General features: G+C 42.1%; 22 protein-coding genes. 11 read left to right on the top strand and 11 right to left on the bottom strand.

Annotated elements, in window-relative coordinates; all coding sequences use genetic code 11:
- The first annotated feature begins 4 nt into the window (after positions 1-4).
- Complete coding sequence (locus ACMXYN_RS09035; protein ID WP_415891520.1) at positions 5-466, top strand: PAS domain-containing protein; 462 nt, start codon at positions 5-7, stop codon at positions 464-466.
- 9 nt (positions 467-475) lie between these two features.
- Positions 476-1,222 (top strand): phosphate/phosphite/phosphonate ABC transporter substrate-binding protein, encoded by a 747-nt coding sequence (locus ACMXYN_RS09030; RefSeq protein WP_415891519.1) that lies wholly within the window; start codon positions 476-478, stop codon positions 1,220-1,222.
- A 29-nt stretch (positions 1,223-1,251) separates the two neighbouring features.
- Here the strand turns inward: ACMXYN_RS09030 and ACMXYN_RS09025 are convergent, their stop codons facing one another.
- The 8 genes from ACMXYN_RS09025 to ACMXYN_RS08990 form a co-directional block, all read right to left on the bottom strand.
- Complete coding sequence (locus tag ACMXYN_RS09025) at positions 1,252-1,554, bottom strand: antibiotic biosynthesis monooxygenase family protein (protein ID WP_415891518.1); 303 nt, start codon at positions 1,552-1,554, stop codon at positions 1,252-1,254.
- Positions 1,555-1,566: 12 nt separating this feature from the next.
- On the bottom strand, positions 1,567-4,545 hold the full coding sequence (locus ACMXYN_RS09020; protein ID WP_415891517.1) for an EAL domain-containing protein: 2,979 nt from the start codon (positions 4,543-4,545) through the stop codon (positions 1,567-1,569).
- Positions 4,532-5,002 carry a hydrogenase maturation protease gene (locus tag ACMXYN_RS09015; RefSeq protein WP_415891516.1) on the bottom strand — a complete coding sequence of 157 codons (471 nt, stop codon included), beginning with the start codon at positions 5,000-5,002 and terminating at the stop codon, positions 4,532-4,534. Before ACMXYN_RS09015 ends, ACMXYN_RS09020 begins: the two co-directional genes overlap by 14 nt.
- Positions 5,002-6,504, bottom strand: a complete 1,503-nt coding sequence (locus tag ACMXYN_RS09010) for a nickel-dependent hydrogenase large subunit (RefSeq protein ID WP_415891515.1) — start codon at positions 6,502-6,504, stop codon at positions 5,002-5,004. The genes ACMXYN_RS09015 and ACMXYN_RS09010 overlap by 1 nt, the downstream gene beginning before the upstream one ends.
- Positions 6,505-6,515: 11 nt before the next feature.
- Positions 6,516-7,409, bottom strand: a complete 894-nt coding sequence (locus ACMXYN_RS09005; RefSeq protein WP_415891514.1) for an NADH:ubiquinone oxidoreductase — start codon at positions 7,407-7,409, stop codon at positions 6,516-6,518.
- A gap of 231 nt (positions 7,410-7,640) precedes the next feature.
- Entirely contained in the window at positions 7,641-9,779 is a 2,139-nt protein-coding gene (locus tag ACMXYN_RS09000) for a Tex family protein (protein WP_415891513.1), read from the bottom strand.
- A gap of 9 nt (positions 9,780-9,788) precedes the next feature.
- Positions 9,789-10,217 (bottom strand): thioredoxin TrxC, encoded by a 429-nt coding sequence (gene trxC, locus ACMXYN_RS08995; RefSeq protein WP_415884538.1) that lies wholly within the window; start codon positions 10,215-10,217, stop codon positions 9,789-9,791.
- A 103-nt stretch (positions 10,218-10,320) separates the two neighbouring features.
- Positions 10,321-11,910, bottom strand: a complete 1,590-nt coding sequence (locus tag ACMXYN_RS08990) for an ABC-F family ATPase (protein WP_415891512.1) — start codon at positions 11,908-11,910, stop codon at positions 10,321-10,323.
- 218 nt (positions 11,911-12,128) lie between these two features.
- Here ACMXYN_RS08990 and ACMXYN_RS08985 point away from each other — a divergent pair, with 218 nt between their 5' ends.
- The 4 genes from ACMXYN_RS08985 to ACMXYN_RS08970 all read left to right on the top strand — a co-directional run bounded on the left by ACMXYN_RS08985 (position 12,129) and on the right by ACMXYN_RS08970 (position 18,503).
- Positions 12,129-12,557: an acyl-CoA thioesterase gene (locus ACMXYN_RS08985; RefSeq protein ID WP_415891511.1), complete on the top strand. Its 429-nt coding sequence runs from the start codon at positions 12,129-12,131 to the stop codon at positions 12,555-12,557.
- Positions 12,558-12,560: 3 nt separating this feature from the next.
- Positions 12,561-13,007, top strand: a complete 447-nt coding sequence (locus ACMXYN_RS08980) for a hypothetical protein (protein WP_415891510.1) — start codon at positions 12,561-12,563, stop codon at positions 13,005-13,007.
- Positions 13,008-13,134: 127 nt separating this feature from the next.
- A complete protein-coding gene (sbcD, locus tag ACMXYN_RS08975; RefSeq protein WP_415891509.1) occupies positions 13,135-14,808 on the top strand; it encodes an exonuclease subunit SbcD in 1,674 nt (557 codons plus the stop codon).
- Positions 14,805-18,503, top strand: coding sequence for an SbcC/MukB-like Walker B domain-containing protein (locus ACMXYN_RS08970; protein ID WP_415891508.1), 3,699 nt, complete (start codon positions 14,805-14,807; stop codon positions 18,501-18,503). Before sbcD ends, ACMXYN_RS08970 begins: the two co-directional genes overlap by 4 nt.
- 91 nt (positions 18,504-18,594) lie before the next feature.
- On the opposite strand, the gene ACMXYN_RS08965 is transcribed toward ACMXYN_RS08970, so the two are convergent.
- Genes ACMXYN_RS08965 through ACMXYN_RS08955 form a run of 3 tightly spaced genes read right to left on the bottom strand, consistent with a single transcriptional unit; the run spans position 18,595 to position 20,742 of the window.
- On the bottom strand, positions 18,595-19,158 hold the full coding sequence (locus tag ACMXYN_RS08965) for a hypothetical protein (protein ID WP_415891507.1): 564 nt from the start codon (positions 19,156-19,158) through the stop codon (positions 18,595-18,597).
- Positions 19,159-19,169: 11 nt separating this feature from the next.
- The gene (locus ACMXYN_RS08960) at positions 19,170-19,733 is read right to left on the bottom strand and encodes a hypothetical protein (protein WP_415891506.1); all 564 of its coding nucleotides are present in this window, start codon (positions 19,731-19,733) and stop codon (positions 19,170-19,172) included.
- A 37-nt stretch (positions 19,734-19,770) separates the two neighbouring features.
- Positions 19,771-20,742: an integron integrase gene (locus ACMXYN_RS08955; RefSeq protein WP_415891505.1), complete on the bottom strand. Its 972-nt coding sequence runs from the start codon at positions 20,740-20,742 to the stop codon at positions 19,771-19,773.
- Between the two features lie 236 nt (positions 20,743-20,978).
- On the opposite strand from ACMXYN_RS08955, the gene ACMXYN_RS08950 reads away from it, so the two are divergent.
- The 5 genes from ACMXYN_RS08950 to ACMXYN_RS08930 all read left to right on the top strand — a co-directional run bounded on the left by ACMXYN_RS08950 (position 20,979) and on the right by ACMXYN_RS08930 (position 23,500).
- Positions 20,979-21,263, top strand: coding sequence for a YrhB domain-containing protein (locus ACMXYN_RS08950; RefSeq protein ID WP_415891504.1), 285 nt, complete (start codon positions 20,979-20,981; stop codon positions 21,261-21,263).
- A gap of 68 nt (positions 21,264-21,331) precedes the next feature.
- Positions 21,332-21,835 (top strand): hypothetical protein, encoded by a 504-nt coding sequence (locus ACMXYN_RS08945; protein WP_415891503.1) that lies wholly within the window; start codon positions 21,332-21,334, stop codon positions 21,833-21,835.
- Between the two features lie 149 nt (positions 21,836-21,984).
- Positions 21,985-22,296, top strand: coding sequence for a hypothetical protein (locus ACMXYN_RS08940; RefSeq protein WP_415891502.1), 312 nt, complete (start codon positions 21,985-21,987; stop codon positions 22,294-22,296).
- Between the two features lie 71 nt (positions 22,297-22,367).
- Entirely contained in the window at positions 22,368-22,712 is a 345-nt protein-coding gene (locus ACMXYN_RS08935) for a hypothetical protein (RefSeq protein ID WP_415891501.1), read from the top strand.
- Between the two features lie 467 nt (positions 22,713-23,179).
- Positions 23,180-23,500 (top strand): hypothetical protein, encoded by a 321-nt coding sequence (locus tag ACMXYN_RS08930; protein WP_415891500.1) that lies wholly within the window; start codon positions 23,180-23,182, stop codon positions 23,498-23,500.
- Positions 23,501-23,572 lie beyond the last annotated feature (72 nt).

The following is a 23,572-nucleotide window of genomic DNA, read 5'->3' as shown; positions in this document are numbered from 1 at the left end:
ATTGATGTCAGAACCGCATACTGAAAGCGTTCAAGAAGTTGTCATCAACTATTTTGGCGGTGAAAATCGCACCGCTCAAATACTCGATAAAGAAGAGCCTTATCCAGAAGGTAAACTCATTGTCTCTCGTACGGATACGAAAGGAGTCATAACCCATGCTAATCAGGCATTTGTTGAAATGTCTGGATATTCTCAGGAAGAGTTAATTGGGCAAAATCACAACATTTTGAGACATCCAGACATGCCTGCAGCAGCGTTTGCAGAATTGTGGGATACGCTTAAGACCGGTAAGAAATGGCATGGATACGTAAAAAATTTGCGTAAGGATGGTAGTTATTATTGGGTTAAAGCGACCGTCATCCCAAATGTCCGTAATGGTTCTGTTGTCGGTTACACTTCTGTAAGGCGAAAGCCTTCCCTTCGAAAAATAGCAGAAAGCGAAGCCTTGTATTTAACAATGAAGTAGGGTGATTCCTTGAAGCTTAATTTAACAGTGAGTCCGGACTTTTCTCCAGATCATATATCCGGTTGGTTTATATTTAATACTTGGTTACAACGGCAATTAGACCGACCGGTTCATTTAGAGCTTTACGATAGCTTTGAGGCGCAAAGAAAGGACATTCAAGACGGAAAGTATGATCTTGTTTACGCCAATCCATTTGATGCTTCAATGCTTGTTCGTGAAATGGGATTTAAAGCGGTTGTTCGTCCTATTTCAAAATCAGATGAGACAGTTATCGCTACCTATGTAGATGCAAAGTATGGCTGCGTAGAAGATTTACAACCAAACTGTCGTCTGGTTGCCACCAGTGATCCAGATGTAAACCGAATTGGCATGATAATGTTGGAGCCAGCAGATCTGGATAGCTCTAATACGAAGCTCAGTACTGTTGATACATACGTAATCGTAGCTAAGCGCCTGATAAATAATGAGGCCGATGCCGGCTTCTTTTTAAAGGATGCTTACGATGATCTTTCTGTGCTGATTCGTAAGCAGATGAAGGTATTAGTGGCGAGTGAAATCAGTGATGTTCATCACGCCTTATTGGTTTCTCCGGAGTTAGAAGCTTTGATTCCTCAGTTTCAAGAGTTTCTAATCAATATGAGAAATGACCCTAAAGGCCAAGGTGTGCTGCAAAGTATGGATCTTGAAGGCTGGGAAATCATGACGGAAGAGCAAACTGAGTTTATGATCGATCTTATAGACACGTTGATCGATTAAAAAAAGCGGCTGATTAGCCGCTTTTTTTATTAAAAGGCTTTGTTGTAACCCTCAAATTGAGGTGGACCTAAATAGATACCTTTTGCGGGTTTTGCGTTTGCATGTGCTTTTCTAAACGCTTCGGATTTAGTCCACTGCTGGAAGGCCTCTTCAGATTCCCAGGTGCTGTGAGAGATAAAGATAGTAGATTCTTCAGAGCTAGGGCCTTGTAACAAGTCAAAGCTTTTAAAGCCAGGTACTTCATCTAGATATGTGTCACGGTTTTTCCAAATTTCAATAAAATCATTTTCTTTACCCGGAATGATTTTAAAGCGGTTCATTGCAATAAACATATACGTGTAACCCTATTCCTTGTTATTCAAAAAATGAATAAATTCATCTGCTGTAATCGGTTTAGAAATATAATACCCCTGTACTTCATGACAGCCTAGGCTTTGCAGTAAAGAGAGCTGCTCCTTTTCTTCAACACCTTCGGCAATCACGATTTTTCCCATGATAATACCTAGGTGTATGATTGATTCGATAATGGCTTTTGACTGGTTAGTAAACTGGATGTCATTGACAAAACTTCTATCAATTTTGATTCGATCAACAGGAAGTGAGGCTAGATATGAAAGAGAGGAATAACCCGTGCCAAAGTCGTCAAGAGCGATACTTACGCCTATACCTTTTATAGCCTCTAATTGAGCTTGGGATAGTTCTGGATCAGACATTGCAGCCGTTTCAGTGATCTCAAGTTCTAACTTGTGTGCAGGTACGTGATGAGCGGCTAGCGCTTCTTTTATATCAGTAATTAAATTGACATCAAGAAGTTGAATGGTGGATAAGTTAACTGCGATCTTTGGTGCATCAATATTTACTTTAGACCACGCTGAAATATGTTTTAGCGTGTTATTTAATACCCAGGCACCAAGTTTAATGATTAAACCACTTCTTTCGGCAATAGGTATAAATTCGGCGGGAGATACCTGACCTAGCTCTTTACTGTGCCAACGTAATAAAGCTTCTGCACCGACCACCATTCCTGACTGAATATCAATTTTAGGTTGGAATAGAAGGCTAAGTTCGTCATGTTCGATGGCATTATGTAGATGCGTTTCGATTGTGCGTTTATGTTGAATGCTTTTTTGCAGCTCTAAATCAAAGAAATGGTAATGGCTACCCGATACTCCCTTGGCTTCATACATTGCCATATCAGCATTTTGTAACAGAATGCCAGTATCTAAACCATCAGAAGGTAAAAGAGTTATTCCGATGCTTATGCCAATATGTAAAAGGTGATCATCGACCTTAAATGGTTGGGTGATTGAAGAGATAATCTGTTCGGCAAGGTGCTTCGGATCATCAAGGCAAGTTATGTTATTCTGAACAATAGCAAATTCATCCCCGCCAAGCCTTGCAACTAGATCAGTCGGTTTCGAACACAATTCCAAGCGCCTTGCTACATGTTTTAGGAGAATGTCGCCACTTAAATGGCCTAACGTGTCATTCACATCTTTAAAATTATCAAGATCCATAAAGAGTACCGCAGACGCTTTATGATTCTCTTTTGCCTCGACTATGGAATCTTCAAGTTGATGAAGTAATACCGATCTATTAGGTAGATTGGTTAGAAGATCATGTTCAGCTTGGTATCGTAATCTTTTTTCTGCTCTTTTCTGTTTAGTAATATCTGCCTTCAGAGATAAATAATGACTAATCACCCCATTGTTATCAAAGATTGGGGTGACAGACATTGATTGCCAGAATTTCTCTCCAGATTTTTTTCTATTGAGAATCTCACCTTTCCAACTATTAGAAGCTTTGATCGTTGTCCATAGCTCTTTGTAAAACTCACTAGACATTTCGCCAGATTGCACAATGCTGCTTTTCTGGCCAATAGCTTCTTCTGCGGTATAACCTGTATTTTCAGTAAACATAGGGTTTACATAGACGATAGTGCCTTTAGTATCGGTAATAACGACTTCGCTAGAGCTTTGTTCAACAGTGGTTGAAAGGAGGCGGATGTGCTCCTCGTTTTTTTGGCTTTGCGTAATGTCACGTGTTGTTACTACAAAGCCCCCCGTCGGTGTAGGGGCAGATTCGCACTCAATAATCCTTCCATCCCTAAACGTCTGGATCCATTGATATTCATTCGAGATCAGTTTTTGACAAGCTGGAATTGTTTGAACATTTAATATCTCTTTATTACCACTAAATAGAACTTCATAGCTTGGTATTTGAGAAAGTACATCTGGATCGACATTTACATTATGAGTGAATGCATCATTGAAGGTTTGTAGGTCGCCTATACCGCTAAACATAGCTACACCTTGGCTGATGGTAGATAAGGTGCTCTGAAGTAACTGAAGGTGTTTCTCAATATCAGCTTGGCGCTTCTGTTTCTCTTTGGCTTTAACAACGGATATGTCTGTGGCCGAGAGTATTAATCCTTCTTCTTTTCCCTCAGGGCTATAAATCAACGTTCCTTTTAAAAGAAAGAATTTATTACTGATATCTTTATGTCGGCCTGTGGGATCACGAAAGCGAATCTCTTGCTCGAAACCATTATTACTATAAACAGCGCGATATAAATAAGGTCTTTGATCCCAATTATTTGCAGGGTATTGATCTATAATCTCTGTGAGGGTTTCGTCACGTAAGAAATTGTCAGGAGAGCTGCCAATAAGCTCTTTTGCTTTTACGTTTAAAATAGACTCAGCATAGCGGTTAACGCGGGTTATTCGTCCCTGGTTGTCAGTAACAATTAAGAACTCTTCCATTGAATTAGTGATACTGTCGATCAGCTGATTAACGGATAGGAGATGCCGATTATTAGCTTCTAGTTCAACTTTTTTATGCTCCACTTCGCTGAGCATTGAATCCATAGATTCTAAATTAGATAGCACCTTCTTTTGCAGCGCAGAATTAACCGTTTTCAATACATCAAGTTCGGTTTGTTCTTCTTTTTCAGTTTCTTGATTGGGAAGTGGAAGCTCTTGCCTAGAGGGTCCAACGGTTTCTACGTGAATTAGGCCGTGTCTATTTGAAATAAAGCAATTGTCTTGTCGCTGGACAGTAAAAACATTCGGGTTGGATTTTAGATCTGTTGCTAAGCCATGTTTGGGGCAAATAACCTTCCCACTATCATCCAGTTTTGCTTCAAGAAGTGAAACATGAGCATGCTGACAAAAGAGTGGTAGGGCGTAGAGTTGTTGTTGATATTTGACAATTAATAGGCGCGTATTTTTTCCTTCGGGATGTGCAATCCAACGTAATTCTCCGTGAATATTAATTTCGCGCTCGATTATTAAACGGTTAGCCCTTTGATCATGAGCTGGCATAGTTCGGCTCCTGATTTAATCGGGCAATAATTTCATTACACGCCTCCGGCACTCGCTCCTCTATTACAGGAGATAGCTTCTCAGAAAAGGCGGTAACTTTATCAATCATAACCGTTAGTACGTCAATCTCTAACATCTGCGAATCAAATAAAATATCGCAATGCTTAATCAGATCTTCGACACCTCCATCATGGAGGTTTCTTGCATAGCTAGATTGGAATTGATTTTTAGAAAACCACTTAAGTTTTCCTATGTCTTGTCTATCGGCTTGATAAGCATCCACTAATATCAATCTAGAGGCATCATTAATCAATCGAGTGGCTAATAGACTATTTGTGGCGCAATAATGAAGCTCGGTACTTATGGGAAGGTTAGTCTGATTTAGCTGGTTGTAAACAGCATGGCCAAAGCCATCGTCTCCGTGCCATTCATTCCCAAAACATAAAATCACCGTCATTAAATCACTCCATAACGATGCTTCTTATCACTGCCTAGTACATGCACGGTACATACTAAACAGGGGTCATGTGATCGTACGACGTGCCCGATGGTCAAAGGGTCATCAGTATCAGGAATATCTAAGCCAATTAAGCTGCTTTCTATATGACCGGGCTGTTGCTCCTGATCTCTCGGTGATGCATTCCAGGCGGTAGGGGTAATCACCTGATAGCCACTGATGGTTCCGTTTTCTACTCTAACCCAATGGCCTAGGCTACCCCGTGCAGCTTCAATCATACCTATACCTTCTCCATCCAAGAGAGGCTGGTGAACCATGGTTGGTTCAGAAATATTGGCTAACAGATCCTGAAGCTGTTCTTTTAATAAAGTGATTGAACTAACTTGGCGCTGTATTCGTGCAAATTGCCGTAGAAGTGTATTACCGCCTTGCTTTTCTAGCATATCAAGAAGTAAAGGATTCTTATCGACAACAAGTTGTGCTAAAGGCCCTGTTTGAATAACTTGACCTTTGTAGCGTGGTGCTTTTGCCCAACTGTATCGTTCACTGTCAGGATCGTATTTAGGTTGAGTCAGCCCATCCTTAGGGTGGCGTGGATCTGTAGTATCATCGTGGTACCAGCTGTAACTAATGTCCTCAGTGATATGTTCTTGATCTAGCGTTTCAAAACTTTGCCTGGCAGCATTATAAATTCCGCGTTTACGCAGAGTATTTTCAGGATTTGTTGGATCGATGATGGATCCATAACTCATTAGCATGTTGCAGCCTTGGCCAATTTGGTTGAGAGCGATTCTTTTGCCAAATTGATAAAGAAGACTGGCTGAACTGTTATTCGTTAGGCTGTGGTCATTGAGTTTTTCTAGGCTATCAATTTGATTCCACTGTTCTATTGCTATACCGAGCACTTTTGTTTCTAACCAATGGATATAGTTATCTACGATGCTTAATGCGCTGATAACTTTGTTGGTATCAGGGAGTGATGTGACTCCTCCAGGGACCATATAAGAAGAGTGAGGCCACTGCCCACCAAATATAGCGACAATTTCAATTATATCGCGGCTAAATCGAACGGCATCTTGATAAATATTCCCCGTCATATCCTCAAATTGTGCTTTTATCTCATCGTATAGCTTCAATTTGGAGTAGTTAGGATGACAAAGGTCAGGGGTGAACATCAAAAATGTTTGCCTGCAATCAGACTGAATCTCTTCAGCTAATAAACAGATATTCCTTACTCTGATGGCATTAGGTGGTGGCGTGATATGCGACATGGATTCTAACGCAAGCACACTCGCATATAGATGCGCAGTGCTACAAATACCGCAAATTCTTGGTGTGATCGCCAGTGAATCCATAGCTGCTCGGCCAATAAGTATTTGCTCGAAACCGCGATACATTGTGCCAATACACCAAGCATTAGTTACGACACCTTGATCCACTTCAAGTTCTAGCTCAAGGTCACCTTCGACTCGGTTTAGCTGTACTTTTACTCTTCTGCTCATAACCGTACTACTTAAGGTTTCATTTTACGTTCAATGATTCTGATTGGAGCCGCATCATTTGCGAGGCCTTTATATGCCATATACCGTGGTCGACTGACACCCAAAGGTAGAGCTACTGGTATATCACCGACCTTTTCAGTTTTGAACAAGGGAGCATCTCTTGGGAAGTCTGGCGAAACACAACCTAAACAAGGTACGCCTTCACGGGTTTTACTACTGCGGTTATTCCAAAGCTCAGTATTACAAGTTGCTGTTGTATATGGGCCTTGGCAGCCTAAGTTATAAAACAAACATCCCGCTTCTCCGAATTGCTCCTCTTCAATGTCGTATTCATGGTACTCATTCCTAGTGCAACCTTGATGGACCATCGTGCTGTAAAAGGCTTCGGGTTGGTTAAAATTATTAAGAGGAAGAGGATAATCTTTGATGATGGCAATGAGGGTTTGAATGATTGTGTTCGGATGAGTAGGGCAGCCAGAAATATTGATAACGGGCAGGCCGCTTTTACTTCTGAATGAATCAGGTAATAGGCCGCCAGAACTTCCTTGGCTTGATTGCATGCCCGTGCACTCTGTCGGATTAGGAGGAGCTGCTGGCACTCCTCCATAGGCTGCACATGTGCCTACGGCTACAACATAATCCGCTTTTTCTGCTAATTCTTTAATGACAAAAGCTTTGGGACGATCATTAAAGGTATCAAACATACCGCTACCGTTAGGGCCGAGTGCGAGACTACCTTCAATACATAAAATATTTAGAGGCTTTTGGTCGGTTAAGATTAGATCTATATCTGAAATTAACTCGCGCATAGGGCGAGTTGAAAGAGAAGGCTGCCAAATGACATCCAATTTATATTGCTGCACGAATTCAGGCCATGATGGTTTATCAGCGCAAAGGAGTGACATCGTATCCCCACTACATGCGCCAGCCTGCATCCATAGTAAATTTGTTATTTTTGTAACCATGGAATCTACTTCAACCAAGCGTGTGGTTACAGTCTAGTATTAGTTGTTGCTTATGTCTTCCCTTACTTGTTGATTTTGAACAATAAAGAAGGATTTTTATGAATAAATAAAAATTAAATACATGCCTATAAATGAATAATTCTCATTAATACTAAAATGAGAATTATTCTATTATTCATCGCGCATTGAGAGGGAGATTCGTTGTCGCTTTAGATCTACCTCAAGCACTTTAACGCTAACAATTTGACCCGGTTTTACGACATTATGTGGGTCTTTCACAAAACGGTTAGCCAGTTGCGAGATATGCACTAAACCATCTTGGTGTACACCAACATCGACAAAAGCACCAAAATTAGTCACGTTTGTAACCGTACCTTCAAGCACCATCCCTGCAGTCAGATCGCTAACGTTTTCAATACCGTCTTGTAATGCTGCGGTTTTGAAGTCTGGCCTCGGATCTCTGGCGGGTTTTTCTAACTCTTTGATGATGTCCTTGATGGTATAAAGGCCGAAGTTCGAGTCGGTGTAATCTTGCGGATTAAGTGATTGCAAGAAGTCACTATCCCCGATAATTGATCCTAAAGTGCGTTGGTTGTTTTGAGCTATGCGTTGCGCAGCACTGTAGGCTTCAGGGTGAACGCAGGAGTTGTCTAATACCTGCTTGCCGTTCTGAATACGCAAAAAGGCAGCGGCTTGCTCAAAGGCTTTAGGGCCAAGCCTAGGGACTTTTTTAAGCTGAGTTCGGCTCGTAAAAGCGCCATTTTCATCACGATAAGCAACGATGTTGTTGGCTAGTGTTGTGTTTAAGCCAGAGATGCGGCTTAAAATTGCGGAAGAAGCACTATTTAGATCGACGCCAACTGCATTTACACAATCCTCAATCACAGCTTCTAGCGCTTGATTAAGCTCGGATTGGTTTACATCGTGTTGATATTGACCAACACCAATTGCTTTGGGTTCAATTTTTACCAGCTCAGCTAGAGGGTCTTGCAAGCGACGCGCTATCGACACCGCACCCCGAATAGATACGTCTAAGTCAGGGAACTCCTTAGTAGCAAGTTCAGATGCTGAGTAAACTGAAGCGCCAGCTTCACTCACAATAAGCTTTTGAGCATTAATTGAGTTGTGTTGCTTAAGCATTTCTATAACGAGTTTATCGGTTTCTCGTGAGCCAGTACCGTTGCCAATACTAATCAGCTCAACATTGTGCTTCTTGCTGAGCTTAAAAAGCTTATCGACTGCTTGATCCCACTGATTTTTTGGTGGGTGAGGGTAGATAGTCGTGTGCTCTAACAAACGGCCCGTTGGATCAATAACAGCAACTTTAACCCCAGTTCTAAGGCCTGGGTCGAGCCCTAAGGTGGTTTTAGCACCTGCCGGTGCTGCGAGCAGAAGGTCGTGAAGATTGCGGCTAAATACTTTAATAGCCTCAGTTTCAGCGGAATCTTTTTGTTTTGCTATCAGATCTTTAGTGAGTTTTGATTTGATACGGCTCTGCCAAGCAGTGTGTACCGCTTGAGTGAGCCATTTCCCTGAAGGTCCGTAGTGTGGAAAAGCTGCCATCTTTGATAGGAAAACCTTAAAACGGTCTTCATCCAGATCTAAAGCAGATTTCAGTATGCCTTCATTGATGCCGCGCAATATCGCTAGCATCCGATGTGATGGGATGGATTTAATCGCTTCACTATGAGCGAAGTAATCACGGAATTTTGAACCTTCGCTTTCTTTGCCTTTGTTAACGGATACCCTTAATTTGGCTTCATTCCACACACGCAGTTTTAGTTCGGCCTGTAATTTCAGGTCTGTTAGCAGGCGGTCTGTTAATACGGATTGCGCACCTTCCAAACAATCATCCTTTGAGCTGAAACCTTTATCAGAACAGATAAATGCTTTAGCTAAAGCGTAAGGTTGTTGATCTGGCTTTTGAATGATTTGATCGAGTAATTTATCTATGCCAGCATCAATAGCGATTTGAGCTTTGGTTTTCCTTTTACTCTTGAATGGTTGATAGAGCTCTTCTAGCTCAGTTTTACCACTGATCTGGTTGATCTGCTGGTGGAGCGCAGGTGTTAATACGCCATCTTGTTGGAGCTTCTCTGTGATCGTTTGTTTACGAGCCGCTAAAGCACGAAGATAATCTAAACGAGCCGCTAACTGTCTTAATTGCGCATCATCTAGCGCACCGGTAGCTTCCTTTCTATAACGCGCAATAAACGGGACAGTTGAACCACCATCCAATAACTCTATTGCTGCATTAACTTGTTGTGCTTTGACGCCTAGCTCTTTTGCGATCTGATTTGAAAGCTCCATATAGTACTCTTACGCCTTCTGTAGAGTTTGCAAAATCCATTGCTTTAGCTGCGGTTCTGAGAGAGCACCCGCAACACGGTCAATCTCTTTGCCCGCTTGAAACATCACAAGGGTAGGGATGCTGCGGATATTCATATTTTGACTGGTACGTGGTGCTTTTTCTGTATCTACTTTAGCGAAAAGCAGTATTTCAGATTCAGCTGCAGTCTTCTCAAATATGGGCTTCATCATCTGGCATGGACCACACCAGCTTGCCCAGAAATCTACGATGACAGGTAACTCATTGCTACCAACATACTTTTCAAAAGATTGATCATCTAGCTCAGCTGGTTGATGGGTGTGCAGAGGGCCTTTGCACTTACCGCACTTGCCATCGACATGTGATTTGTCATCAGGAATACGGTTGGATGTATTACAGCTAGGGCAGACGATAATCATAAAGCTCACCAAAGAATTTAAAGTAATTTATGCAAAGGGTAAAAATTTAAAAGCCTGATTGAGGCTAACTGCAATCAGGCTTTTTAGACATTAGCGCTTAGGTTTATTCTACGCCTTGGCTCTTCAGGTAATCTTCGTAACCACCGCGGAAGTCGACAATGCCATCAGGCGTGATCTCTAGAATGCGGGTTGCTAGAGAGGATACAAACTCACGGTCATGGCTGACAAAGATCAACGTACCTGGGTAGTTCTCTAGGGCAAGGTTTAAGGATTCAATCGATTCCATATCCAAGTGGTTGGTTGGCTCATCCATCAGCATGATATTTGGACGCTGAAGGATAATCTTGCCAAATAACATGCGGCCTTGCTCACCACCCGAAATCACTTTAACTGATTTATTGATCTCTTTTTGCGAGAACAACAAACGGCCTAGCGTACCGCGGATAACTTGCTCATCATCGCCTTCTTGGCCCCATTGACCCATCCAATCAAGCAGAGTTTTATCTTCTTCAAAATCAGCTGCATGATCTTGCGCGTAATAACCAAATTCTGAATTCTCAGACCACTTGATTTCGCCAGCTGTCGGTAGAAGGTCACCATACAGGCAACGTAATAGGGTGGTTTTACCACTACCGTTAGGCCCGATAATGGCGATGCGCTCTCCAACCTCAACCATTAGATTAAGGTCTTTAAACAGCTCTTCGTCAAAAGATTTGCCTAAGCCTTCAACTTCAACGGCTAGTCGGTGTAGCTTGGTATCTTGTTCGAAGCGGATAAATGGATTCTGACGGCTAGAAGGTTTCACCTCTTCTAGCTCGATCTTCTCTATACGACGTGCTCGTGACGTTGCTTGCTTAGATTTAGAAGCATTGGCAGAGAAGCGGCTAACAAAGCTTTTAAGGTCAGCAATTTGTGCTTTCTTTTTAGCGTTATCAGCAAGGAGACGTTCTCGTGCCTGAGTAGAGGCTGTCATATACTCATCATACGAGCCTGGGTAAACACGCAACTCACCGTAGTCCAAATCAGCCATATGCGTGCACACACTGTTAAGGAAGTGACGGTCGTGCGAGATGATGATCATAGTGCAGTTACGCTCGTTAAGAACACCTTCTAGCCACCGGATAGTGTTGATATCCAAGTTGTTGGTAGGTTCGTCCAGAAGCATGATATCTGGCTCAGAGAATAGCACCTGAGCAAGAAGTACTCGAAGCTTCCAGCCCGGTGCTACTTCACTCATCGGACCGAAGTGCTGCTCAGTCGGAATACCTACACCTAATAGCAGTTCACCTGCGCGGGATTCAGCACTATAGCCGTCCATCTCAGCGAATTCGCCTTCGAGCTCTGCTGCACGGATGCCATCTTCTTCAGTCATCTCTGGATTAGCGTAAATAGCGTCACGTTCTGATTTAACAGCCCACAATTCTTCATGGCCCATAATAACGGTATCCATCACGCTGAATTCTTCGTAAGCGAACTGATCTTGTTTTAGCTTACCAATACGCTCGTTTGGCCCTTTGGAAACATTGCCGGCGCTTGGTTCTAGATCTCCGCCTAAGATTTTCATAAATGTGGATTTACCACAGCCATTTGCGCCAATTAAACCGTAGCGATTACCTTCGCCAAATTTAACTGAAACGTTTTCGAATAGAGGTTTAGCACCAAACTGCATGGTGATATTTGCTGTGGTTAACACGATATTAGATCCGCTATAGATGACTGCGCTCTTAAGGAGCGAGTAAGGAGATAAATTTGTGCGTATTATGCCAATAAGCGCATGTAGGTAAAAGGTTGAAGCGTCGCTTTCTAGTCCAAGGGCTTAAAACAACTTACGCAAAACCCTATAGACCAAGGTATAGTAATAAGTACATATTGGAATAACAGACCTCCATCTAAGAAGTAGGACCATGCATTATGTCTGATCAAGACCAAACACAAGAAGTTACAAAGGGCCGCCTGACTACACGTACTATGGCTATGCCAGGTGATACCAACCCTTCAGGCGATATTTTTGGTGGTTGGGTGTTATCGCAGATGGATATTGCTGCGGGTATCTGTGCAGGCCAACGCGCACAAACTCGTGTAGTAACTATGTCGGTAGATAGCATGTCTTTCATCCGACCAGTAAAAGTGGGTGATGTGCTGGGCGTCTACACGGAAATTGTAAAAGTAGGCCGTACATCGATGGAAATTCACGTTGAAGCTTGGGTGCGCCGTAGTCGTATTGGAAAACGTGAAAAGGTGACGCAGGCTATTTTTAAGTTTGTCGCGATTGATGATGATGGCGTACCAACACCTGTTCCTGCAGAAGCGGATCTGCCAGCTTACGTTTTGGAAGATTAAGTCGTGATTACATTTTCAATTATCAAGAAATTATCTGCACCAGAAGTAGAGCCTCAATCTGATGTTCGTTATTTACTGAGACAAGAGGGTCGCAAGCAAAGTTTGGTGCTGTGTTATGCAGTAAAACGCGACTTCCTTTCAGTACCCAAAACTTATTCAATTCTCGAATTCAGTGCTGATCAAGTGCTCGAAATTCATCAGATGTCTATTGAGGACTATCTTGATGGATTTGAAGAGGAGATGGATATACCGCAGCCGGGCTTTTATCAATTTGATACTGATGAACCAGATGAGACTAGTGATGCTGACGAGGATGAAACCGATGTCCTTGTGCTAGTGATTAGCGGCAGTGTCTTTGAAGTTACCTACCAAACGTTCGAACAACACGAAGATACCTATCACTGTGCCAATGCAGAACAAGCACTAATACAGTACTTAAGCGCTGATTAAAAGCTCAGCTAACACCATCATATTTCAGAGACTATGGATGGTGCTCCCAGTGGTAACAAGATAATATGAGCTTCGCCTCAATGGAGGTGAAGTTTCATTGTATCTATGGATTGCCGAGCCTTACTTAATGCGCATTTTACACACCTCTGACTGGCACTTAGGTCAGCACTTTGTTGGAAAAAGTCGATTAGCCGAACACCAAGAATTTATTAAATGGCTATTAGGTGAAATTCAATTAAATCAAATAGATGCGTTAATAATATCAGGTGATGTATACGATACAGGTTCGCCACCAAGTTATGCGCGAGAGTTATATAATCAACTCGTTATCGAAGTAAATAAACTCGATTGTCAGTTAGTGGTTTTAGGCGGTAATCATGACTCTGTTTCTACGCTGAATGAATCCAAAGGCTTGCTTAAACATCTCAATGCAGAAGTCGTGGCGAGTGTTGAATCGGAGTTAGCGCAGCAGATTATTACCTTGAATAACCGCTCGGGTGAACCGGCTGCCATTCTGTGTGCCATTCCCTACATCCGTCCTCGCGATGTGATGCAAAGTGCTGCTGATCAATCGGCAAAAGATAAAGCGCATTCATTAGGCACGGCAATCGCAGAACACTATCAAGCCATCTATGATCTGGCTGATCAGAAGCGAAAAGAGCTTGGGCTGTCGATCCCGATCATTGCTACGGGGCATTTAACGGCAATGGGTGTTAAAACCTCTGAGTCTGTTCGCGATATCTATGTTGGAAATCTAGAGGCATTTCCAGCCAGTGCATTTCCACCAGCAGATTACATCGCTTTAGGCCATATTCACCGCCCACAGAAAGTTGCTAAGTCTGAACATATTCGCTATTGCGGATCGCCAATCCCTTTAAGCTTTGATGAGATCGGTACGCAAAAGCAGGTATTGATGGTTGAATTTGAACAAAGCCATTTAAAAGAGATAACACCGCTCCTGGTACCGACCTTCCAGCCTATGGCTAGTATCAAGGGTGATCTTGACTCGATTAAAGCGCAATTGGATGAACTTGAAGCTGAACAGCATGAACTTCCGGTTTGGTTATCGATTGAGGTTCAAACCCAAGATTACCTCAATGATCTTACTCAACGTGTTGAGCAACTAACTCAAGATCTTAACGTTGAGGTTCTGCAGCTGCGAAGGGCTCGCAAACAGATCCAGCGAGGTTTAGTCGGCAAGGAGAAAGAGACGCTCTCTGAATTGAATGCTTACGAGGTTTTCACGCGTAGGCTTAACGATGAGGTTTTCGAATCTGATGCCGAACAAAACCGTATTAAACGCCTTAAAGATCGCTTCTGCCAGATCGTAACGACTGTAGAGTCTGAAAATAATCTTCCTGCAACTAAGCCAGCGGATGAGTTCTTTTCTTTAACACAGGCATCTCCGGCTCAAGACTGCCCAGAGCAAGAGCAAGAGCAAGAGCAAGAGCAAGAGCAAGAGCAAGAGCAAGAGCAAGAAGAGCACTTGGAATCAGAGGATTTAGAACATACTAGTGAGCATGCTGCAGTTGAAGAATCTGATAGTGCTGATGAATCAGAAGAGCTTGGACAGGAAAAAGAGCAAGACCAAGACCAAGACCAAGACCATAACACTCTAAATCTGTTTTCTTTAGAGAATGATCCTGCCGATGAGCCAAAATCAATTCCAGTTAAAAACAAGCGCGTAAAAGGCCAAACGGAACAGGCTGAGTCGGCTAAACAGCTAAATGACACTAAGATCGATCAAGACGATCTTTTCTCTGCTTTAGCTTCGGAAACAGCAGAGGAGAAAAGCCTGTGAAAATTTTAGCGCTGCGCTTTAAAAACATTAACTCTCTAAAGGGTGAGTGGAAGATCGATTTTACCCAGTCACCGTTTATCGATAATGGTCTTTTTGCCATCACCGGCCAAACCGGTGCTGGTAAGACGACTATTTTGGATGCTATTTGCTTGGCCTTGTATCACCGTACGCCACGCTTAGGGACTATCTCTAAAAGCACGAATGAGCTCATGACCCGCGGTACAGCTGACTCGCTCGCAGAAGTGGAGTTCGAAGTTAAAGGTAAAAGTTATCGTGCGTTTTGGAGCCAGCGTCGCTCCAGAGATCAGGCTGATGGCAATCTACAAGAAGCCAAAGTCGAACTCGCAGAGATAGGCGAAAGCGGTGAAGGTAAAATCATCGCTTCGCAGGTTAAGCAGAAGAATGAGTTAATCGAGACAATTAGCGGCTTAAACTTTGACCGCTTTACGAAATCCATGATGCTCTCTCAGGGACAGTTCGCAGCGTTTCTTAATGCTGATGCTAATGAAAGAGCAGGCTTGCTAGAAGAGTTGACCGGTACGGCTATCTACAGCTTGATATCTGAAAAGGTATACGAGCAATTCAAAGAGGCAGATAACCACCTCAAACAACTAGAAGCACAGGCTAAAGGTGTTGAGTTGTTATCGGATGAGAAAATTGCTGAGCTTAAATCCGAACAATCAGCGATCGGTGTACAGCTTAAAACCTTAGAGAAAGAGCAGGGTGAACAGCAATCAAAGGAACGCTGGTGGAATGATCTGCAAAAAGCAGAGCAACAAAAGCAAAGTGCTTTAACTGAACAAGAAGGCGTTAAGCAACGCAAAGAAGCCGCTAAAGGCTCTCTTGAAAAGCTAGCAGTGAGCGAACCGGCTGAGAAACTTAAAGCGCCTTACCAACTTTATCAGAGTGCACAGCAACGGCTTAACGATCTTACGCAGATAAAAGAGCAAAATGCTGCTCAATTAGTATCCGCTACCGATCAACATAAAAGTGCAGCTCAATCTCTCGATGAAGCAGAGCTAAAACTAAAACAGACTAAGCAGCAACAAACAGAACAAGAAACGCTGATTAATGAACAGGTAGTGCCGCTGGACGCTGAATGCGATCGGCTTGAGCAGTTAAAAGAGAGCGCAACTGCTGAGCTAAAAAAGCATCAGGCTGAACTAGAAAAGCAGAAAACGACACAAACGCAGATTAATGACAAAATTGATCAAGCCAAGGCTGAAACCACGCAGCTTGAAAATCAAATAGCCGAACTTTGTCATCTTGAAGGTGCTGCAGAGCGTATCCCTTTATGGCGTAGTCAATTAGAACAAACTCAGCAACACACGGCTGAAGTTAAAAATCTGACAGATCATCTTTCTGGCTTACAAAACCAAATAGATACGGAAAAACAGAAAACTGAACAGCTCCAGCAGTATGTTTCTGAAAGTTCTACACAAAAAGAGAAGTTGAACGACGGCTTTAAGATCACTCAGCAACAGCTCCAAACGCTATTAAATGGTCGTGTACTTGCAGATATAGAAGCACAGTACAACCAGCAACAAGCGCTGCAAGCAAGCTTTATGCAGGTGAAAAATCTATCTGCTCAGCATATCCAGCTACAAAGTGAGCAAGCTGGTGTCAGTAATGAGTTAAGCGAGCTGGAAATTACCGCTCAGAAAATAGAAGGTGATCTCAATAATCTTCGAGAGCAATATCAAAGAGAAGATCAGCAGTTCAAAGATTTAAAGCGACTGTTAGAGCAGGAGCGCCAAATACAAAATTTAGAAGCGGAGCGGGCTAAGCTACAACCGGATCAGCCTTGTCCACTATGCGGCTCAAAAGAGCACCCGCTAGTGGCTGATTATCAGCCTCTAGATATGGGCGAAACCGAGCAGCGCTTTGTGATGGCTGAACAAGCGCGTGATCAGTTGAAGACCCAAGGTACTCAATTAAGAGAGCGCTATAACCAATTAACGACCGTTCAGATCGTTAACCTTAAAACCCGCCTGCAGCAGACTAATGAGCAGCTACAGCAACTCTCTAGAGAGTGGCAAGTTTTGCAGCAGCTGTTAGGTTTTAGTTTCGAGCCTAACCAGACTGAACAGCTTGATGATGCAACTAGGCAATTCGAGCAGCAGCTAAATAACCAACAAGCTGAGATCGAACAGTTACGTATTTTGAGTGAGCAGATTAATCAACAGCAGCAAGGAATCCATAAGGCAGAGCAGACCTTACAGCAAGCTCAAGCCAATTTAGAACTGGCTAATAAAGAGTGCGAAAACCTAACTCAGCTGCAGCTTAAAGATACACAGCGTCTGCAAGAGCTTAACGAGCAGGTAGCTGAGTTTAAGCAACGTTTAGCTCAAGAGGTGGCTGAATTACAACTGACGCTACCCGAACAAGGACTAACGGATTGGTTAAAGACGTTAGAAACTCAAATTGCTAACTTACAACAGTTACAACAGCGTCTTGAAACCCTCAATCGCACCCAAGAAACATCGGCGGTTGAGTTAACTCAGGCTAACCAATTGCTAGAAAAGCAAACTGCACTCTGTACCGAACATCAAAATAGTCTCAATGAACTCTCAAAGGATCTAGCAGAAAAGCAAGCATCTCGTCAGACGCTGTTTGGTGATAAATCAGTTGCAGAGGAGCGCTCACGTCTACTTTTAGAGCTAGACAAAGCTGAGCAGAACTACCAGCAGGTATCAGCTGCACATAAACAGCACGAAACCGAGTTAACACGTTTGCAAACAATGATTGCTGAGCAAGAACAGCAACACGATCAGCTGCAAACTGAATTCAGTAATCAGAAAGATGAATGGCAGCAAGCGCTAAAAACTAGTCCATTTGATTCTGAGCAGGCACTCATCGAAGCCCTAATTTCTGACGAAGAGAGGCAGCAGTTAAAAGCGTTAAGCGAAGAGATCGCCAAAGCTGAGCAACATTCTCAAGCGTTGCTTAAACAAGCTGAACAACAACTAATTGAGTTGCAGCAGTTCGGATCAGAAAAGAAGTATGAAAAAATAGATGGTGAGCCAATCGCTCTAGAGTTGGCTCAGCTAGATAGTCAGATTAAACAGCTTTTACTTCAAAAAGGTGAAGGTAATGCGCTGCTGCAAGACAACGAAAAGCGCCGCGAATCGCAGCAACAGCTGTTTGAACAGGTCGAGCAGTCAAAGCAAGAGTATGATGATCTTTCCTATTTGAACTCCCTTATTGGATCTCAAAAGGGCGATAAATTCCGCCGTTTTGCCCAAGGCCTAACATTGGATCATTTGGTTCACCTAGCGAACAAGCAACTAGAACGCCTTCACGGCCGTTATATGCTGCAAAGAAAACAATCGGGTGCTCTAGAGCTTCAAGTATTGGATACCTGGCAAGCCGATACAGTGCGAGATACCAAAACATTATCAGGCGGTGAAAGCTTCCTAGTGAGCCTAGCATTAGCGTTGGCACTATCAGATCTTGTCAGTCAGAAAACCAGTATCGATTCACTCTTCTTAGATGAAGGTTTCGGTACCCTAGATAGCGAAACTCTGGATACAGCATTAGATGCGCTGGATAGCCTAAATGCCTCAGGCAAGATGATCGGTGTTATCAGTCATATCGAAGCAATGAAAGAGCGTATCCCCGTGCAGATCAAAGTGAAGAAAATGAGCGGATTGGGTACAAGTAGGTTGGAAGAGCAGTATAAAATCTCCGCTTAATACTGCATAAGGTGGTTTTTATTGTGAGAAAGCCTAGCTGAGGGAGATTGATATTCTGCCTCAGTTTTATAGAGATATGTTCCAGTGAAGTTTAATATTTATATGTAAAAGGAACTTCGCTATCGTCTGCTTTTGACTCGTGCTTGCAGTTAAAAAATTCCCGTAAATGCTCTATGGATTCATCGAAAAAGCTTTCTTGTTCAACAGATAGTTGCACAACGGGAAAGTATCTCCCTTTACCCATAATAGCCAGATCGTAGACAGGCTTACTCGAGGATTCAGATTGGTTAGCACCTCTTAATACAAGTTCTATTTTTTGTATCTCACCTATAGGCTTTCGTTTAGCAATGCCGTTGTAAAAGGTTAAAGCTTTGACATCTCCATTTTTATAGATAGCAAAGCGTTTATCAAAACAGGGATTATCCATCCATATTTTTATAAACGTAACAATTGCGCCAATAATAAAAATGACACCCAATGTGGTATCAACATACATATAGGTGAGCACTGCTCCGATCAACACGAAAGGGTACCACCATAAATTTAATTTATTCGTGACGAGTATATGATCATCACCAAAATAGATACTAAATCGACCATATTCTTGCTTTCTGTAGGCTTGCCCTAACTTGTCTTTACTTAACTTAATTGTCATTCCTTTAACCTTTAGATGTGCCAAATGGATTTTCTATATGTAGCTGGTATCTCGAAATTGTCTGAATTATCTTCAGGCGGACAATCGAAAAAGAGTTCGAGATCTTTTTGTGGTTTGCTTATGTTCACAGAGTCACAGCTATTACCGCTGAGTACTTCAAATCTTCTGAACTCGCCAACAACATAAAGAATGTAAAAGGGCTCAGTACTCTCTGTTCTGCTGATCAGATCTGATATTTCAATTTCTTTGATTCGCCCTAGAGGCTTTCTATTTTTAATGTTGTTACAAATGCTTAACGCTTTTATGTCACCGTTTTTGAATATAGCGGTACGCTTGTCGAACCAAGGGTTAAGTTTCATTTGCTGATAAAATAGATACAAAGACAACAAGAGTAAGCCTATGCCGTACTCAAATTTCCAAAGTGTAATAGTCAGTGTGGAGACAAATAGAGGAACTAGCCACCGTAGGTGTGACCGATGTGTCAGTACAATATGGTCATCCGAGAAATAGATGGTACCGTCAGGGTATGATCGCTCTTCATAGATTTGATCAAGCGATGGGTGGCCTAAATTCATCGTCATTCCTTAACTCATAAACTATCCATAGACCTAGTTATATATCACTTAATGGACTAATAACAGCACGTCCACCGCGATTAAGTACGTGGGTATATATCTCCGTTGTCCTCACATCGCTATGCCCAAGTTGTTCTTGAACGGTTCTAATATCTGCTCCGCGTTCTAAGAGATGGGTTGCAAAACTATGGCGAAGACTATGGCATGTTGCAGGTTTGTTAATACCTGAGGCTATCACCGCTTTTTTAAAGGCTCTTTGTAAGGATCGGTCATAAATATGATGCCTTCTGATCGCATTGTTTTCACGTTTATCGACTGAGCGAGCCTTAGCTGGAAACAAATATTGCCATGCAAATTCAAAAGGGGCCTTGGGGTATTTTTTTGAAAGAGCATAGGGCAGATAGACCCCATCCCAATGTTCAGCTGCTTTATCCTCTTGAAAATAGGCTTGGCATATCTCTATTTGTCTTTGTAAATCAGCAACGCAGGCTTCCGATAATGTAGTTATACGATTTTTTCTGCCTTTGCCATCATTTACAGTGACAGAGAGTCTGTGAAAATCGATGTCTTTAATTCGAAGCCGGCATACTTCCATTAATCTTAATCCTGAGCCATACATCATTTTCGTACAAGCTAGATACTCTCCCTGTAAATTAGAGAATATTAGCCTTAATTCAGACTTAGACAGAACTATAGGAAGTTTTCTGGGTGTCTGAGCACGATGAAAATCACCTAATTGTAGTGATGCTGAATCCCAGCCCAGTACCTGTTTGTACAGATACATTAGGGCATTTAATGCTGTCTTTTGAGTTGAAGGGGAAACTTTCTGTTTAAGAGCAAGATGCTCTAGGTATTTGACTATGTCTACAGTCGTTAGGTTATTAGGGTGCTCTCGATTGTGAAAACGAATGTAATTTAGAATCCAGTAGATATAGGTTTGCTCGGTGCGTTTGCTATAGTGGCGCGCTCGCAAATGATCACGAATTGATTGAATAAAAGGTGAGGGCATAAAACACATCCTTGTGCTGCTTTTATATACAGTATTTCATCCGTTTGTATGTTGTGCAAGGATAGTACGTCAAATTGACGCTTTTTCACAAAGCTCAAAATTTTTAAAGCAAGGAAAGCTTATGAAAATCAAACCTCTGCAAAACCTTTCTAATTTCCATTCTTGGAGATATATGTCAAATTGTCGTGTTTAAACACGTCAATCTGTCATATATTTAGCTGTTATGTGTAGTGAATATGAATAAGCAGGAAGCTCAATCGCTTGTTGAAGAAACACTGGCCGTCAGTAAAGGGGAAGGCAATCTAATTAGTTGCATGATCATTCCTGAGGAAACAATAGAAAAGCCTTGGGGCTGGGTTTTTTACTATCAAAGCAAAGAATATGTAGAAACTAGAGATTTTCGTCATATGCTTGCTGGTAACGCGCCGATAATTGTAAATCGTATTACCGGTGAGCTTTGGCACACTGGCACAGCTTTCGACATAGAGCATTATATAAAGGAATATGAAGCTAAATTATAATTCAACACATAACAAAACAAGGCATCCGACGCATACTGCGCGGCTGCTTTAGGCGTTATGAGTAGCTTATGGACATCGAAAATACTCCAAAGATACCCATGTCGTTTCAGTTGCTAGCATATCCATCTATTGCCTTAGCTCTAGGGCTGTTGGCGTATACGGTTGGTGCAGGTGGATTTTTAGCCTCTGTTATTGGGGTGTTAGCTACGGCTGGTTTGATTTTATTTCGTGTTTTTATCCGCTTAATTTCGTTTCGTAAGTTTCTAGCAGGCTTTGGAGAAGGGGCTAATCCATCTGACCATAAAGCTGGCTTGAATATATTGGGCGTCGTACCTTTTTCAAGCAAAGCTGTTGCATTAAACGCGGCTCCAACAGCCAACGGAATTTTGGTTAGCCGTTTAGGAATCAACCGCTTTATTGGCTGGGAAATAGTTTCAGAAGTTCGAAATATCAGCTTTATGGGTAATCCTGTATTGGAAATCACATTGAACCGGTCAGGTAGCCCTACAAAGTTTCATATTCCATGGAATAAGGAAGCTAATGAATACATTCCTGAAAGTCTTAACTCATAACAAGAAAAGGCATCCGACGTATACTGCGCGGCTGCTTTAGGCGTTATGGCTGAAAGTAAATGAACATCTGCGATTCAATAGAAAGAATCAGGCCTATTGGTAAAGTTACGTGTAGCATTTTTCACGGAGTTCAGGTTCTCCCGAAAAAGATGCGTTTAATTAAGAGTGGCTTTGTTCCTTTACCCGATGAGTACTGGGTACCTATAAAGAAAGAAGAGGCTCAGAAATTGATTCTACAAAGTATTTGTTATCATTTAGAAGACGATGAAAAAATACTAGAAGAATCAAAGGTGTTTGAGTTGATTAGCTCTTTTGTTGAGAGCTTTTCAGATGAATCAAGATTTGTAACGAACTTTGATGGCTCTTTCGAATGCATTTCGCATTCATATCTAGATATAGCTGTAGTAATAGAAAATAGTAAAGGAGTACTAGGTCTAATATGCATCGAAGACAGTCATTAGTCATAACAAGCAACAGCATCCGATCGTCGCTACGCTCCTTCGGCTGTGTTAGGCGTTAACTATTAAATCGTATGGCGAAGCACTGGACTGAAACCGCACCATTTCCTTCTCTTACTCTCGATATTGGCTCTCTTCAGGGGCTACCTGATGTAGAAGGTAATGTAAGAGTTGTGTACTTTATTGAAGTCTGTAGGTTTACATTCCAATTCTACTCGGTAGAACAAATTCAAGCCGCAATGGAGTGGTTTGAAGAAAAGGTTCATAAATCAACCAGAATGAAAGATGAACCGTTTCTTAGAGCAGAAAGAGATATTCTACAGCGGTGGCATGAAAGGCTCCCCGCTCATATTAAGAAGGGAAGTAAGAGAGAGCGTATTGTGAAAGCTTTCAGAAGTGCTATTCAGGAATACAGTTAACAAAGCAATTAAAGATCGCCGGCAAAAACACGCCGGCTGGACGTCTAGCACTCCGGTTGCTTTGTGTTGTCGCTCCGCTCCAAAATAACACAAAGCAGCCTACGTATTAGCCGCCCATTATTGCGGCGTTATACGTCAATGGATTAATTAGTTATGAAGCGGGTTAAGGGATTAGAAAAAGTTAGGTGGTACGATTTGCTAGCGTTTCTTCTATCCATCTTTTTATGCTTAAAACTTGGTGACTTTATAGGCATACAGTCTTATCTATATTTCGAAAATGGGTTGTTAACAATGTCATTAGGTTTGCTAAGTACTTGCGTTTCGATATTCGTTTATCTGGTAATTCACAGTAAGTGTATAGGAAACAGAAGTTGAATAACGTATAACAACATTAATAGTCGGCCAATGCGCTCGGTCCATCGCGTTGCTCTTGCATTTTTGGTGAGGACTTATTTTTCAGGGAAGATATGAAACCAATACTCAAAAACTTAGCTGTTATCTTAACCCTCTTAACAGTTTTTTCTTCAGGGCTAGTTATCGGTAATAACTACCAAGTTACAGACTTTCTTTGCCCAGGACCCGCATCACCATACCTACTGGAAGAAGATTTCGTATCAGAGAATGGTGTTGTTTTCCCAAAGGGTACAGTTATCCCTTTGAGAAAATGTACATACATGCAGCGTTTCAAATGGAATTTTGCAATCGACAGCTCAGTTGAGTTAACACCTGCAGAAACTTCTAAAGGGCATGATTATGGATTTTCTGTATTAGGTACCAAAGTGAAATAAAAGTTGATGATTGTATTGGAATAGACCGAAAACGGGTCTGTTTCAGAGCTCAATATAAGAGAGTTAACTTTA

The sequence above is a fragment of the Neptuniibacter sp. PT8_73 genome (assembly GCF_047778045.1).
Classification (GTDB): Bacteria; Pseudomonadota; Gammaproteobacteria; order Pseudomonadales; family Balneatricaceae; genus Neptuniibacter.
This window is presented reverse-complemented; position numbering and strand designations above follow the sequence as displayed.

Excerpts from the sequence above, each read along its gene's own strand:
- ACMXYN_RS09035 (WP_415891520.1), top strand. The coding sequence starts at position 5 with ATGTCAGAACCGCATACTGAAAGCGTTCAAGAAGTTGTCATCAACTAT.
- ACMXYN_RS09025 (WP_415891518.1), bottom strand. The coding sequence starts at position 1,554 with ATGTTTATTGCAATGAACCGCTTTAAAATCATTCCGGGTAAAGAAAAT.
- ACMXYN_RS09020 (WP_415891517.1), bottom strand. The coding sequence starts at position 4,545 with ATGCCAGCTCATGATCAAAGGGCTAACCGTTTAATAATCGAGCGCGAA.
- ACMXYN_RS09015 (WP_415891516.1), bottom strand. The coding sequence starts at position 5,002 with ATGACGGTGATTTTATGTTTTGGGAATGAATGGCACGGAGACGATGGC.
- ACMXYN_RS09010 (WP_415891515.1), bottom strand. The coding sequence starts at position 6,504 with ATGAGCAGAAGAGTAAAAGTACAGCTAAACCGAGTCGAAGGTGACCTT.
- ACMXYN_RS09005 (WP_415891514.1), bottom strand. The coding sequence starts at position 7,409 with ATGTCACTCCTTTGCGCTGATAAACCATCATGGCCTGAATTCGTGCAG.
- ACMXYN_RS09000 (WP_415891513.1), bottom strand. The coding sequence starts at position 9,779 with ATGGAGCTTTCAAATCAGATCGCAAAAGAGCTAGGCGTCAAAGCACAA.
- trxC (WP_415884538.1), bottom strand. The coding sequence starts at position 10,217 with ATGATTATCGTCTGCCCTAGCTGTAATACATCCAACCGTATTCCTGAT.
- ACMXYN_RS08985 (WP_415891511.1), top strand. The coding sequence starts at position 12,129 with ATGTCTGATCAAGACCAAACACAAGAAGTTACAAAGGGCCGCCTGACT.
- sbcD (WP_415891509.1), top strand. The coding sequence starts at position 13,135 with ATGCGCATTTTACACACCTCTGACTGGCACTTAGGTCAGCACTTTGTT.
- ACMXYN_RS08965 (WP_415891507.1), bottom strand. The coding sequence starts at position 19,158 with ATGACAATTAAGTTAAGTAAAGACAAGTTAGGGCAAGCCTACAGAAAG.
- ACMXYN_RS08960 (WP_415891506.1), bottom strand. The coding sequence starts at position 19,733 with ATGAATTTAGGCCACCCATCGCTTGATCAAATCTATGAAGAGCGATCA.
- ACMXYN_RS08955 (WP_415891505.1), bottom strand. The coding sequence starts at position 20,742 with ATGCCCTCACCTTTTATTCAATCAATTCGTGATCATTTGCGAGCGCGC.
- ACMXYN_RS08950 (WP_415891504.1), top strand. The coding sequence starts at position 20,979 with ATGAATAAGCAGGAAGCTCAATCGCTTGTTGAAGAAACACTGGCCGTC.
- ACMXYN_RS08945 (WP_415891503.1), top strand. The coding sequence starts at position 21,332 with ATGGACATCGAAAATACTCCAAAGATACCCATGTCGTTTCAGTTGCTA.
- ACMXYN_RS08940 (WP_415891502.1), top strand. The coding sequence starts at position 21,985 with ATGCGTTTAATTAAGAGTGGCTTTGTTCCTTTACCCGATGAGTACTGG.
- ACMXYN_RS08935 (WP_415891501.1), top strand. The coding sequence starts at position 22,368 with ATGGCGAAGCACTGGACTGAAACCGCACCATTTCCTTCTCTTACTCTC.
- ACMXYN_RS08930 (WP_415891500.1), top strand. The coding sequence starts at position 23,180 with ATGAAACCAATACTCAAAAACTTAGCTGTTATCTTAACCCTCTTAACA.